4 protein-coding genes and 1 pseudogene are annotated in these 15569 nt (G+C 48.8%); 1 reads left to right on the top strand and 4 read right to left on the bottom strand.

Annotated features, from left to right (window positions below; genetic code table 11):
- The 4 genes and pseudogenes from C942_RS25810 to rtxH form a co-directional block, all read right to left on the bottom strand.
- Positions 1-5814: alpha/beta fold hydrolase (locus C942_RS25810; RefSeq protein WP_456299394.1), on the bottom strand; the 5814-nt coding region annotated here is incomplete at its 3' end.
- A 105-nt stretch (positions 5815-5919) separates the two neighbouring features.
- Positions 5920-13752 (bottom strand): annotated as a pseudogene (gene rtxA / locus C942_RS25815) (MARTX multifunctional-autoprocessing repeats-in-toxin holotoxin RtxA); the annotation flags it as partial.
- Between the two features lie 22 nt (positions 13753-13774).
- Entirely contained in the window at positions 13775-14236 is a 462-nt protein-coding gene (rtxC, locus tag C942_RS23705) for an RTX toxin-activating lysine-acyltransferase RtxC (RefSeq protein ID WP_036801678.1), read from the bottom strand.
- 22 nt (positions 14237-14258) lie between these two features.
- Positions 14259-14621: a protein RtxH gene (gene rtxH, locus C942_RS23710; RefSeq protein WP_007471317.1), complete on the bottom strand. Its 363-nt coding sequence runs from the start codon at positions 14619-14621 to the stop codon at positions 14259-14261.
- A gap of 446 nt (positions 14622-15067) precedes the next feature.
- Here rtxH and C942_RS23715 point away from each other — a divergent pair.
- A partial coding sequence (locus C942_RS23715; RefSeq protein WP_036801681.1) for a cysteine peptidase family C39 domain-containing protein occupies positions 15068-15569 on the top strand: 502 nt, incomplete at its 3' end.

The following is a 15569-nucleotide window of genomic DNA, read 5'->3' on the forward strand; positions in this document are numbered from 1 at the left end:
TGTCACGACATAATCACGGCCGTTACCGGTGTTGATTTCACCGCCTTCACCGAACACAAATGACTGGTCGTCGCCTGCGCCCATAAAGACGTGGTTGATACGTCCGGCAACCACCGCTGTATCATTACCGTCACCGCCGAACATCATGTTTTCACGCCCCATCAGGACACCCATGTCGTTACCTTCACCGCCGGTGAAGATGTTGGATGTACCCGTGGCGTAATAAACATCGTCACCGCGACCGCCCCAGAAGTTGTTGTTATCACCCAGGTAGGCACCCAGATCCTTGCCGTCACCACCCCAGTTGAAGTTGTAGTTACCCAGAGAAACGTTGATGTCGCCATCGCCTTGCAAGTGACCGCTGTTACGAAGGAAGTCAAATGTCTGCTCTTTCATATTCAGCAGATCTGCCGTCAGGTTGTCTTTCAGGTTTTCAACCAGTGACTTCATCTCCGTTTGCTTGTCCTGACTGAAGATGGTCGCAAACAGATTCGGCAGGTTCAGGGCATTAAAGCCGAATGCGCGTTCCTGTTTCGTACTGTCAGCAGAAGCAACCTTTTCACCAGCAGCTTGTTCAACACCGGCATTTGAACCATTCACAGACACAGAAGATTTATCTTCTTCCTCTTCCGGTGCTTTTTCTTTCAGACCATGGCTTTCTGCAAACGACTTAATGCCATCCGCACCCATGTCGATACCAGATTTCAGGCTGTCCAGCAGCTTAGTCGGATCCGTAAAGGCCTGAAGCTGATCGCCACTGAACTCACCAATCACTTCCAGCATTTCCTTCAGGATCGCCACGCCGTCAACCGACTCACCATTTCGGGATACGATATGACCGCCAGCAGTGTAATCCACACCGAAGATATCACCCAGTGTTGTCTCAGCACCGACACCAGCCAGTTTACCCAGCAACTTGTTCTTCAGCTGACGAGGCAGATCCTGCGGGTTATAGGTAAAGGTTGTTTTCGCCTGACCGGTTGCCGAGAACTGCTGTGTCATCAGGCCGAAAAGCGAACCCAGGTTGGTGTCCAGAATCGACTGGATATTGTCACCGAACATGAAGTTCCAGTTACCCGTAGTTACCTGGATATCGGCACCCTGACCACCAACAGCAAAGTTAAATGCCAGCTTCTCATTTGCCTGGCGGAACTTGTCTGCCCGGCTCATGGTGCTGGTATCCATGCTGTTATCACTACCGCTAAGCCACTGGTTATACTGCTTGTTCAGCGTTGCCTCGGCGTCATGCTTCAGGCCACGACTACTGCGCTCATGCTGCGAGTCCAAATCAATCAGGCTGGTGTAATCCACGCTGCTGCTCTGATCCAGACCGGACATATCCTGCACAAACTTCTTCGCACCGGACAGTGTCCATTGCTGATCCTGAGCTGCCAACCAATCCTGACCTTCTCCGGAGCGGGCAATGCCCTGCAATACACCGGAGATACGTGATGCGCCATCAAACGGATTAACCAATGGCGGCATCGGAATCGACTTGTCAGCCATCACAATAAGATCATTACTGCGGCCCATATTGAAGCTGACGTTGCGGTTACCGATGAACATCTGGGCACCTTCCAGAGCCTGATAACCGGCCATGTCGAAGCTGTGCTTGCTGTCACCGTTACCAACGTGAACCATCACATTGTTGTCACCGAATGCCAATGACTTAAAGCCACCGGTACCAACCTTGATACCCACATTCGATGTGCCCCAGTTAACGGCGGTAAATTCACCGTCGCCGACGTTGACCTGGATGTTGCCAGAGTAACTCAGCTGGCTATCTGAACCACCGGATGATGCTTCCGCTGTATTAGTGCGTTTTTCCGGCGCGGTAAAGACATCACCGTTATCACCGATTGCACCACGGGCTGGTGCTTCGCTATCGTTCTGGCCAACGCGGGCAAGGTCAACATCACCTTCGGCAATGCCGTTACGGATCGTCTCAATGTGAGTAACCACTTCACCCTGCTCGTTCCAGCTCAGCACGACTTTGTTCGCTGCCACTTTGTGAGCCCACTGTTCGTTAGCATCACGGGTATGCTTGCGACCTGTCGAATCAACAGCCACCTCAGAATTGCGTGCAGAAACATCACTATGAATTCCGTTTTCTGCCATAGCAGTAATAAAGCTTTGAGCAAAACCTTTCTGCTTATCGTCACTCACCAGTGAACAACCAACAATACTGATGTGATCTGGTTTAGCGGTGATATTTTCCGCCGGACTGAAGTCCTGACTAAATTGAGCCAGCTTCGCCGCCAGTTCATCCGCGCTGTGGCCGCTCAAACTCGTGTTGTTGCTGACGGATTCATCACGACCGTGGCCAACCACCTGCCAGCGCAACTTGCCGGACAACTGAGCAGGATCACCATAAACCACACGGTAGTTACCGTCAGCATCAAGCTGAACCACCACACTAGTGTCAGGGTGCTTACCCGCCAGATTCGCTGCCGCTTTCGCCGCCGCTGGATCGTTCTCCGTCTGGATGATGATCTGACCGTCAAAGCGGGTTTCACCGCCATCAGCTTTAGGTGTTACGGCTACAAGTTCCCAAGATTCAACATCTTGATTATTAACCTTACTATCCGCACCAGCCAACGCTTCTTCCTTGCCTGAAGTTTTCGCATCTTCAGCAGTGTCAGTTGCGACAGGTTTCTTCATCGGTGTAGCGTCAAACACAGGCAAATCAAAAATGCCCTGCATTGTTGTCTTGTCACCCAATGTCGGCTTGTAGGTCGCCAACACGCTGCCGTCCATAACAACAACCCGATTGAAGATAGCTTCACCTGCTTCATTCTTCGCCAGCTTATAGCCTTGCGCCATATTCAGATCTGACTTACCGAAGAATCGCGTCAGGTAAGCACCGAATTTCTCTGCTGATGAGAACTCCACAATACCGGCATTCGGATCATAGAAACCGAAGACCCGATTCTCACCACTGCCTTTGGCCCAGGCAGCCATTGCATGTCCGGGAGCATCAAGCTCTAGCAATACCGGCTTACCGTCTGCTGAACTGTCAGCAATCTTGTCAACGACTCCGTTTACAGTCAGTGCCTGCTTACCTTCGAGCTTCTCATGCCATACCTTAATGGATGTTTCATTCATCGGGTTCTTGGCATGAATCGCAGCCAGACTACCCAGCAGCTTACTGGCATTAGCTCGTTCTGTTTCAGAGTAAAGCTCAGGGTTGCTCAATACAGCCGCTGCGGAATACATCTTCTCCAGCAACTGCCTTGCGACTCCGGACTGGCCGTCATTTTCAAGTTGCTTCGCAACCAGAACAAGCTTAGACAGCGGATCACAACGACCACCAAAACCATCATTCGACAAATTAAGCAGCAACAGTTGAGGTGCAAGTTGTTCACTTGCTCTGCTATCAGTAACACCTGTGGAGACAACATCACGGAATAATCGGTTATATTTCTCCGCTTTCGGCTGGAAGGTCACTTTCAACGCACGGCTTTCGATTTCCCACGCAAGCGCACCTTTCTGCTCTGCAGTCCAGTTACCTTTAACCAACAGATCGACCAGCTGATTAATGTTCATATCTGAACGGAAGCCATCAACAACCTGTTCAGCATAGCCTTGCTTATAACCACCAAGGAAATCCTTCGTGGTACGAATATCTTTCGTCTTACCCGGTACTCTTGTATCTGGTTTCAGCGCTTCACCGTAACGCTGAAGATCACTCTTAATACCTTTCAGCACTTCGACTCCGGCTTCCTGAGCACCCTGCTCCAACACGGTAACGATCGCGCCAAGACCACTGTCAGCACGACCCTGAAGTGACAACTTACTTGCTGATGGATCAGCAAGTACCTGACCGATATTTGACTGAGCCAAATTCGCAGCCTGGCTAATATTATCGGCAGTTACATCCACCAGCACCTTGCGGCCTTTCTTGGTTGTTACTTCCAGCGAGATCACTCCATCTTGGAAATCGGTAACCTTTCCGGTAATGTGCTTACCCAGCGAGAAAGTCTTACCCTGCTCTTTCAGTGCACGAAGCACATAGCTTTGCTCGCCTTCACGAGCATCTTTCCAAAGACCGTCATAACCCGAGATTTCACCCTCTTCAAACTTATTGAATTGGACGTAGAAGCTTTGTTCCGCCTCTTCGCTCTCCTGGAATTTATACTGAGTCAGCAGTCCTTTATGGAAATTATCCATAAAGCCACGGAAATCATCATATTGAGCGAATGACTTAGTACCAAAGTTAGGGTCATAGAATGACCAGACTTTCTGGTTGCCTTGCTTATGAACCACAACAGACATCGCATGCCCCTGAGACATAAACGTCATATACGTGGATTTCTTCACGTTACGAAGTTTATCCATCACAGACTCATAACCGTCTGCGCCACAGGTCAGCGCGTCATTAATATTCGGGCCAGTCAGACCATTAGCTTTCAGCTTGCCGCCATACTCCTTATTCGCTGCATCGCGTGCTGCTGGCGTGGAGGTATCCATCAGCTGGCTGTATTGCATAGAAAGCAAGTCTTTAACGGCCATACCCAGATTCTGACGGCGATACTGGTTCAACAGTTTCTGCTCGACAGAACCGATATCGGCTTTCTTGTTGGCTGTATTGTCGTTATAAGCCTGAACGGTGTCTTTCAACCATTCCATGTAGGCTTTACCGCCACCAAGACCGTAAACGCGCTCTTCCATCATGTAACGAGCCGACAGTGCAAAACAGACACCTTCAAGGAAGTCTTTAGACTGGGCATCGTTACCATCGGTAATCAACACATTACCCACTTCAGGGATCAGGGTAGTCAGCTGATTCAGCAGATCCGCTCCTTGGCTAAAGTGGAATGACGACATTTCCAACTCTTTACCGCCAGCTTTTAAATCAAAGATCTTGTCGCCAATGTTTTGCAACAAGCCGCCTTTCATCACATCAGGCTGTGCACTCGGTGATCCCGAGAAGCGCGAAACAATCTGCCCTGCATACTGACTCATCAGACGGTTGCTTGCTTCGTGGGCATAGAAAGTCTGTTCACCTGTCACGTTATAGCCAGCAACAGTAAGCTTGGCTCGCATCTTCTCGCCTTCACTACCCAGACCTTCATTGTCGGTCAACAGCATGATTGGTGTCTCTTTCGGCAAGCCTTTCAGGTTCTTCTCAACCGAGAACTGACCATTAACCGCCTTAGACAGTGCTCCTACAATACCCGCTGGGTTTGGAACCTCATGACCGGCAATTGCCTTGGTCATGCTCGGCATCGGACGATCCAGCAACAGGCCGGAAACAGCCTTGCCATTCTGAGCCGCATAACGCGCCAAATCTGCCGCGATCGGGCCACCCATTGAGTAACCGTGGATGATGATATTGCTCGGATCGATACCTTTGTCATTCACCAGGTAGCTGAACATGGTGCGGGCATCCTGATAGAGGCCTTTTTCACTCGGACCGCCATCACTTTCACCGTAACCACGCATGTTAACAGCCAGCATATCCATGCCCTGTTTCTGGTAATGATTACGGATGGCACTTGCCTGCTCTTCAGCTGAAGAACCGGAACCATGCAGGAACAAGACGACTTTCTGTGATGCATCAGAATCCTGCTCACCCGCTTGCGCGGTTTTGCCGTAATGGAAATATCCCGTTAATCGGCCAGAGTCACCTTTCAGCGTCACCTTATCCGATTCACCTTTAGCAACCGCATGATCCAGCAGGGCCTGGGTGATCTCACCGGTATTCCGGCGATCTTCTTTGCTGCCATACAGCTCATCATTCAGGAATCGGGTTAGTGGGCTTAACGACGATTTATCACGAGGTGATGTACCATCATTTTCCATCGCTACCATGTCATTCAACGAATCACTATGGTGCTGACGTTTTCCACCCAGCGCTTCTAGGTTCTCAGTTGCACCATGAGCGACAACCGTTGGTTTCGGCGTTTCTGCATTGACGCTTGTCGCCGAATCCACCGCTTCAGTATAAGGTGCGGTGATTCTTGTCCACTCACCAGAGTGCTGAGTCATCACCCATTCAGCTTTATGGTTAGCTGAGGCGCTACGCTTAGCATTTTTCACCGGCGGCTGACCTTTGCTTTCCCGATATTCCTGATACCAAGCATCGAAATCATCACTACCGTTCACCAGTGCATTCACTTCAGTTATGATGGCTCTGCGGCTGACTGAGTCAAACTGATCGAGTGCTTTCACATCGAGTTTTGCTGTGGATTCAGTTTTAGGTACAAACTCACTCAGCGCACCCGGTACACTGCGGAACTCAAATAAGATCGCTGGTTCAGGATGCTGCACGCCTCCTGTCGTTGCGTTGTTGATGCCATGACCAGCCACTTCACCGCCGTACTGGAAGTACTCAAACACATTCTTGGCAAGACTCTCTGAATACGACGCTTTCAGCTTGGCTAAGATTTGTTGTCTGACGTATCGGGAGTCATTAGTACTCAGAAGCTCCAGCATTTTCACCGGTTTGGTTCTTGGCAGAATCTCCCATGCGTTTTTCACTTTCGGGTCCGTCAGTCCCTGTGCATTCGGCGAGACGCCTTCAGATGCCGGATCCCAGTCGTTAATGTAGATCCCGTACTCTTTCGCCAGATCCGCTGTCTTTGAATACACTGATGTCAGGTAAGCAAACACATTTTGGGCAACCGCCGGATCATCTAATATCATCTCGCCAGCATTGGCAGAAAACTCATCTCGTAATCCCGCCTGGTACCATGGCGCAGATTCCAGCAGTTTCACTTCAGATGACGATCCCGTACCAAACTCTTTGGCACTTACTGCCATAGTGGCCTGCTGTCCGCTCGGCGTCATACCGATAGTCTGGCCCTGAGCTTCAATTGACGTACCGTTGCCCGCAGCAATCAGGTGGTTAGAGTTCGAGATAACCAGTGTAAAACGGCCATCCTCACTTACCACATTTGACAAACCCTTATGGTTTGACTGATTAATGTGACCAGTGAATTCCTTAGCCAGCCAAAGCATCGCGTCTTTACGGCTCTCAACCGCGGTCTTATCACGGGTTTCGCTTGGATAAGTAACCAGCTCAATGGTGTGTGTCTGCCAATTGCCAACACCTTTGATATCAGTGATACCAGCCGGGTTGGTGTAACCGCCCTGGTTCATGTCTTTAGTCAACATGAACAGAGGATTACCCTCGGAGTCATGCACATAACCGAACTTCTGCGCAGAGTTTTTAGGCAGAGCCACAACCAGTCCGGACAGCTCATTTTCAATACCAATCGAAGTGGTTTCGAAGTGACTACTGAACTCAGGTACAGTCTTGGAACCCAGCAATGCAGTTGTCTGACTACCATGAGCACCGCTAAGACCTTCCAGATTCACTCCTGAAATCTCCGGGCCTTTACGTCCAAGTGCATCACTTCCGCCCGCAACAGAAGCAACAATGCTATCGGCATGTGCCTGCGTGAACATCGAAGAAATCGTGGCACCAGAATCCCGCGAACGAACACCGGCATTGATTTGCAGCTGGTTAACCGCTTCTTTCGCTGCTTCCAGTGCTTCCTGCTCTTCTTCAGTCAGGCCTTCTTCTGCCAGATCTTCACTGTAACGACCGTCTGCCTCGGCCAGCGCTTCTGCACCAGCAGTAGCTTCCGCATCAACATGAACAGCCGTTTCACTGGCACCCTGAACATCGAATCCATCTCCGGATAAACCACTACCTGCCGCACCTTCGCGATCCGGGCGGTAATCATCATCCAGCTTGGCGCCTTTCGCATCAGCCTGCGCCTGAGATGCCTTGTTCTCAGCCGCCATAGTGTCACGCTCGCCTCGGGACTGCGCATCTTGCAATGCGCTATGGGCATCACGTTCAGCCTGCTCTGCACCTTCTTGCTGAGACAATGCCTCGGCTTTACGGGCCGCTGCATCTGCTTTGGCATCGGCAATATCCTGCTCAGCACCGGCACGATGCTGCTCACCTTTAGCGGCACCGGCTTCTGATTTGGCTACCGCCTCTTTTACATCTTTCTGGTTATCAGCAATCGCTGTCAGCACTTTCGACAGATATTCATCAGAAACGTCTTTTGCGCTATCCAGTTCACCCTGAACTCCATCAAGGATGCCGCCAGCAAAATGTTCTCGCCAGCTGTTACCGGACTCACCGTTATAATCTGCATGACCTTCAAGTGCATCCAGCCCCTGAACCATTGCGGTCAGTTCTGCGGTTACTTCATCGGCTTCAGACTTCACCGCATCACGCTGTACCTGACCGTTATTTTCAATAGCTTGCTGATCAGTCGATTCCAGCTGAGATTGCGAACCAGACAGAGCAGCGAGTTGTTTTTCTTTTTCCTGCTCAAGACGTTCGCGATCAGCTTCGGCGCGCGCTTTATCAGCCATGGCATTTTTCGCCGCTTCATCCTGCTTGGCGTATTCACTGATATGATTCGACTGCGGTACACCTTCGGATTTGGCAACAACGTTATCCAGGATATAGCCCAGCCCGTTATTCTGGCCTGTGCCTTTAAATTCGATTCGGTTACTGCCGGCTTTTGCCGCCAGTTGCATTGTTTTTTGCTGCCATACCGACTCATCGCCCGAGGTTGAGAATACAACGTCGCCGTTCCAGATAACCTCAATGCCTTTGTCAGCAGAAATGCCTTCGCGCTTCGCGAAGTCGAAGCTCAGTGAAATAACTTCGCCATCAGACAAGTTCTGAATGTCCTGATAGAGAGTCGTGTTTTGATCTGTCGCCAACTCTGAAACATGATCGCCGTGGCCTTCGCGCTCAACACCATATGAGGTTGCAGAAGCATAGGCCTCAATACCATTGGTTGACTGCCAGCCTTGACCACCTTGTTCAAAATCACCGTTGATGATCAGATTTGGTTTGTCACTGTCCGTATCGGTAACAGCAAACTCTTGCGGTAGTTTCTCAACTTTTGCGACAACGTTATCCAGGACATAACCCAGGCCATCGTTCTCACCAGTACCTTTGAATTCAATTCGGTTGGTGCCGACCTGTGCCGTTAGTTCCAATGATTTTTGCTGCCAAACAGACTCATCGCCGGAGCTCGAGAACACAACGTCACCGTTCCAAATAACCTCAATACCGTTATCAGCAGAGATACCTTGACGCTTGGCAAAGTCGAAATTAAGTGAAATTACCGAACCCTCAACAAGATCCTGAAGATCTTGATAAATGGTGGTGTTTTGAGCGGTGGCTAGTTCTGAAACGCGTGAATCCTGACCATTCGTTTCGATACCATAGGCTGATGCCCAGAAATCAGCTTCGATGCCATTCGTTGACTGCCAACCCTGTCCACCCAGACTAAAATCACCATTGGTGATCAAGTTCGGTGAATCCGCATCAGATGTAGCCTCTGATTCAACCGCTGAAGTTGTATCCTTACCAACTCCAGATGTTACTCCCTGAGCATCTTTAACACTCAGCGCACTTTGCATCTGATCCAGATCCGGCGTTTCTACAGCTGTTACGCTGCTGCTCAGACTGTCGCCAAGATCAGTGCTGACTTCATCGATTTCATCCATCTGGAAGCCGTCGATTGAAGATACTTCTGCCAGATCAATCGCACCTTTGCCCTTACGAGAACCCGAAGCGGAGGCATCATCACCCTGAACCAGATAATTAATTGCCTGGCTACCGCCGACACCCAGCACAGTCTGCTTGATATTGTCGAACAATGCTGACAGCTTATTACTGTTGGTATTGCTCGCCGCTACTGCAAGGCTGTAGAAATCACCGTTACCAATCTTGATGGCTACGTTGTTCTGCGCATAAGAAGCATTGATTCCCAAACCGTCGCCGACGTGAATATTGGCGTTCGCTTTACCTTTCATCACCGCGACATTCAGGCCGTCACCCACTTTTGTATTGACGTTAAACTTGCCCCAAGCCACGTTGACCGACAGACCATCACCAACTTTAGTGTTGATATTGGCATCGCCGTAGGCTGCTGTCACACTCAGACCGTTGCCGACCGTAGTAGTAATATTCGCCTGACCTTTCGCTGCCGTTACCTGCATACCGTCACCAACTTTGGTCACGATATTGCCTTTACTCCACAACGCATTGAAACTATCACCGTTACCCACCTGAGTAACAATGTTTGCTTCACCTTTAGCCAGCACCACGTTACGACCGTCGCCGACCTTGGTGATCACATTCGCCTCACCCCAGACACCGGTGTAATCATCACCATTACCGACATGCGTAACAATGTTGGCTTTGCCCTGAACAACAGAGACTTCCTGACCGTCACCGACTTTAGTAATAACGTTAGCTTCACCTTTGGCAAAGTTGTAACGATCACCGTCACCGACATGAGTAAACACGTTAGCGTTACCCCAACCGGCATTAATACCCAGTCCGTCACCCACTTTGGTAATGATGTTGGCTTTACCTTTGGCAAAACCGACCGTTGCGCCGTCACCGACATGGGTCATCACGTTGCCCACTTCAGATAGCAGAAGACCAACCGTTGTACCTTCACCGACTTTGGTCAGGATATTTCCTTTACCAGCCAGAACAGCAGCGGTAGTCGCATCACCGACATGAGTTACTACGTTCGCTTTAGCTGCGGCTACCACTCCCATAAAGTCGTCGCCGACCTTGGTCACAATATTCGCTTCACCCAACGCCAGTACACCCGTCAGACCATCACCGACATGAGTCATGATGTTTGCTTTACCGAACATTGCTGCCAGCGTGGTACCGTCACCGACCTTGGTCATGATATTGGCTTCACCGGCAAACATACCCAGGCTGGTACCGTCGCCGACATGCGTCATGATGTTCGCTTTGCCGACCATCAGAGCAGCGGTCAGATCATTACCGACCTTGGTCATGATATTGGCCTGACCAATCATCGCCGCAAATGTGTCGCCATTACCGATGTGAGTGAAGATATTGGCATTACCAACCATTGCCGCCAGTGCCGTACCGTTACCGACCTTGGTCGCAATATTGCCTTTAGCCAGCATCAGCGCCACTGACATACCGTCACCGATATGCGTGAAGACGTTAGCCTCAGCCACCATCAGCGCCAGCGCATTGCCATTGCCAACTTTGGTAAAGACATTACCCATACCGCCCATCAGCGCCCAGGCATCGCCTTCACCAACGTGAGTAAAGATATTACCCGCCCCCGCCATGGCAGCGATTGCCGTACCATCACCAACTTTGGTGAAGATGTTACCGACTGCGCCCATAACGCCAAGAGTCTGGCCGTCACCGACATGGGTCAGCACGTTACCGATACCCAGCATCACACCGGTTGTGTCACCGTTGCCGACCTTGGTCAGAACGTTAGCCCCACCAACCATCACACCAGTTGTCGCACCATCACCGACATGCGTCAGTACGTTGGCACCACCACCCATGACTGCCAGCGCATCACCCTTACCTTTCTTGGTCAGGATATTCGCACCGCCAAGAGCAACGGCTGTAGTACCCGATGCTTCAGTATCACTATGAATGTGAGTAATAACGTTAGCGCCGCCAAGCATACCGGCAATGACATTACCATCACCGATCTTCGACAACACATTAGCGCCACCGGCAAGTACCGAGGCAACATCACCTTTACCCGATTGGGTCATAACATTGAAGCCACCGGCAGCCATCCAGGTCGCATTACCGTTACCCGCCTGAGTATGGGTGTTGAAACCACCCAGCATGGTTACCTGACTGTCACCGTTGCCTTTATGTACCGAGATATTACCGATAGCCAGCAGATGCGCCAGATACTCACCGTCACCAACTCGAACAAGCACGTTTGCAGCACCACCGGCATTGACATCCATCTTGCCCTGCTGGCCTTGGTGCACCAGAACATTCGCCAGACCGGCTCCACGGAAGGTCAGATCCCCCTGCTCACCACTTTTGACGATAACGTTAGCCGCACCGCCGCCGATAAACTCAGTGTCACCGAACTTTGAGCTGTGCTGAATAACGTTGGCAATACCGCCGCCATGGAAGTAGACGTTACCGCGTGTTACGTTGGAGTTGATGACATTACCGCCACCCGCACCTTCAAAGCGCACATCACCGGAACTCTCACCGTCAGCTGTCACTGATTTAACCAGTTCCTGCTGACTATACTCCTGCATCTGCTCAACATGTTCAGATGTACTGCGCACAGCATTAACGCTGTATTGCACCTCACTAAGAGAAAAATCACCAACACCTAAAGATATGTAACCATTTTCCCTTGAGATGTCTTCATTAGCCAAATTGGCAGTGTGATCGCCCCGCTTATACCACGCCTTTGCCTGATATTTGAGCACGCCAGTTTCCGGATCATTTGCCAATTCAACCACCACAATCCGAGTGTGGTTCAAAAACATTGTTGAGTAGACGTAGGTATTAGGCTTTAGATTGGATTTGATTGCCGAGACATCCATCTTCGTGCCATCGCCTGTAATATAGCGGCCTTCCATTTTAGCATCAGAAAGTGTGACATCAGCTGCATCGATCTGTACGCCGCCTTCGCTATCACCATTATTACCATAAGCTATCCACTGATCTTCCGTCAGATCGGCCTCAACAGCATGGACCGTAATAGACTGCTGATGTTCAAACGTCAGATCAGAAAGCGTATACGCGCCATTTTGATTAATGGCTGTAAAGCCATTGCTGGAAGAGATATCTTTATCGGCAAGATTTTCTAAGTGGTTCCCCTCTTTATACCATGCAGTAGAGAAGTACTTTAATTTGCCAGTCTGAGGATCGTTAGAAAGTTGAACCTTATTAATTTTGGTATAGGTTCCGTCTGCGAACGCAAACAGGTAGGTATTCGCTTCAGTGGTGGACTTAATACCGGTAACAGGCTGGTTATATCCAATCCAGCTACCACTCATGGTCGCCGTGGTCAGCACAATATTTTCTGCTTGGGCTGTATCGAGACCTTCGCTTGAAAAATCATTGCCAGCGCCCTTGCGGGTAATGGTGTTATAAGCACCGGCACCGGAGAAGTGAATGTTACCGTGGGCGACATCAGAGTACAGGCTGTTGTATCCGCCCGCTCCTTCGAAAACAATATCACCACGAGTTTCGGTATACACATCATCAGCATTACGGGTGCGTTCGATTCGGTTTGAAGCACCGGCACCTTTCATGGTGATATCACCGGCTTTACCACGTCGGACGAGGTGGTTATCGGCACCTACCCCGGCAAAGAAGATATTACCGGTTTCTACACGAGAGCTGATGCTGTTTGCTGCCCCTGCGCCATAAAACGAAACATTACCGTGAGAGCCCTTATATTTATCGAACCAGGTACGGTCGATTTTATTCCCGGCACCTGCCCCGCTAAATGACAAATCACCGTCATTGGTTTCATGCCAAAGGCTGTTGTAACCACCAGCACCGCTGAATGACATACCGCCGGAATCACCTTTACGCACCAAACGGTTATAGGCGGCAGCTCCGGCATAATCGACTCTTCCGTGACGACCGGTATGTTCAATATCCACACCTCCGGCAGCCCCTTCGAAAGTAACATTCCCATCACCGGATTTATTAATATCCGCATACCCGGCTGCGCCGTGAACCTTCAGGTTTCCACCAGTATCATCAATCCGGAGGTAAAGCGCACCGCCATCTACAGTATCGTTTCCTTCACCGGTATACACCGTTGCCCCGAGTGATCCCAACTTAATATGGTCATCCCCTCCGTAGGCATGAATCACTCCGCCGGCACCAATAGCTGTGATGGTATTGTTACCGTCATCGGCGGAATAGTTCCCCGTGAAGAAGTATTCAACACTTCTCCAAAATGGTTTACCCATAAGCCAAACTCTTATTCAGAAGTTAAATAGAAAACCACTGCACTTTTCTAATACAGCGATCGTTTTGAGCATCCACCTTGCCGCGGACGGTACAGACCTTCTGGCCTTGCCACGGCAGGAACACACGGCGACGCAAGTCATTAACAACCTGACGGCCATGCCCGAAAGGAGCAATCATCTCTGGAATGAAAATATGCTGGCCGGAACGCCAGTCGGATGGAGATATTTCCCGTACTCCGGAGAGCAGCTGATCTCGGTTCTGCTCAGACAAAAACGCCCAATTACAAAATGCAATCGGGCGTCCATGTTCATCTTCGTAATAGCAAAACTGATTTAGCTCAAATGCAGGCATAATGCGTTGTTGCCATTCAGCAACCACATACCTGCGATGAAGTGGTGAATGTTGGCTAAGCAACATTACACCACCGATCATATGTTGTATTTGCGCTAAAGTGAGTTTTGCTGGTTGATGCTTAATAGACATATGCCCTATCAACCATAGTTAGTTATTTTTTTGCGCGAGAAGTACGTTTCTTAGGTGGCACTTTTTCTTCAGCTTTTGCTTCTTCTGCTGCAACCTCTTCAGCTTCATTTTCAGCCGCTTGTCCTGCCGGTAGGAAACCTGCAGCCACCAGCTTTTCAAATTCAGCTTCCATGCGAGGATCTTCCAGCATGTTTTTAATCATAGATACCATGTACATGAAACCAGAAGCCGGCATATGGACAACTTGTTTTAGTTCAAGATCATTATCGCTTTCAGCCATCACACCGCTAGCCATATTCTTTTGATCTTGACCGACAAAATAAAGAGAGAAAACACCTTTATTATAATTTACGCTTGAGACTGTTTGGACAAACTTCTCAGTCATGGAAACCACCTTCCTTCTTATAATTAATATTAATGACCTGCCGTTAATTAGAAATAAAACGGCCTTTATCCCTGTTATATACAGAACGGGATTTTTATTAAAAATATAATTATGCAACACGTCGCGAGTTGTTTATTACAGAAATATTACAGCGTAAAAATATAACGTTCAATAGAAATTAATGAAAATTAATAGAGTAAAAATTCTAATTTTGGAACCATTCCCAAATCATAATTATGAAACAAGGTATTGTAAAAATTCGTCAATTTAAAATAAAGAGTCAATATTGACTCAAATATTCAAAACTCTAATTTAGAGCAAAATAAAACCGGAATGAAAACTAAAACCCAATTGAAATAACCGTGGTTGATCACGCTTAATACTGGTGATAGCATCCCCGGCTTAAAATATAGCCTAATCGATTAATTTGCCTAAGCAGATCAACTATGACTCATAATGAAAGGCTGACACTTTCATGTATCCAGCTTTATTTATCAATCATCACAAATAAAGAAAAATCAATTAAAGACAATGAGTTAGATGACCACATTAGTTTTGATGAGAATATAAAAAAACTGAATGTGAAAAATAAAGTCAAAATATTAAAAAAGAACTCCACACTAAAAAAGCTCGATAAAATAAAAACACCAGCAATCCTTTTTGATAATCAGGGTGCACCTTTCATTTTAGCCAAAACTAATAAAGAAAAATGTTTAATACAAAAGGCTAATAAAGATAAAGTGGAAGTTTTGCCGTACGATGAACTGTCTTCCAACTGGAACGGAAAATGGCTTGATATAAAACAGTCACAATCCCGGTTTGATATTCGCTGGTTTATTCCTGAGTTTCTGAAACATAAAAGGCTATTAAGTGAAATCTTTTTATTTTCCTTTGTATTACAGATCCTGGCACTGATTTCACCGCTGTTTTTCCAGGTAGTCATGGATA

The organism is Photobacterium marinum (genome assembly GCF_000331515.1).
Classification (GTDB): Bacteria; Pseudomonadota; Gammaproteobacteria; order Enterobacterales; family Vibrionaceae; genus Photobacterium; species Photobacterium marinum.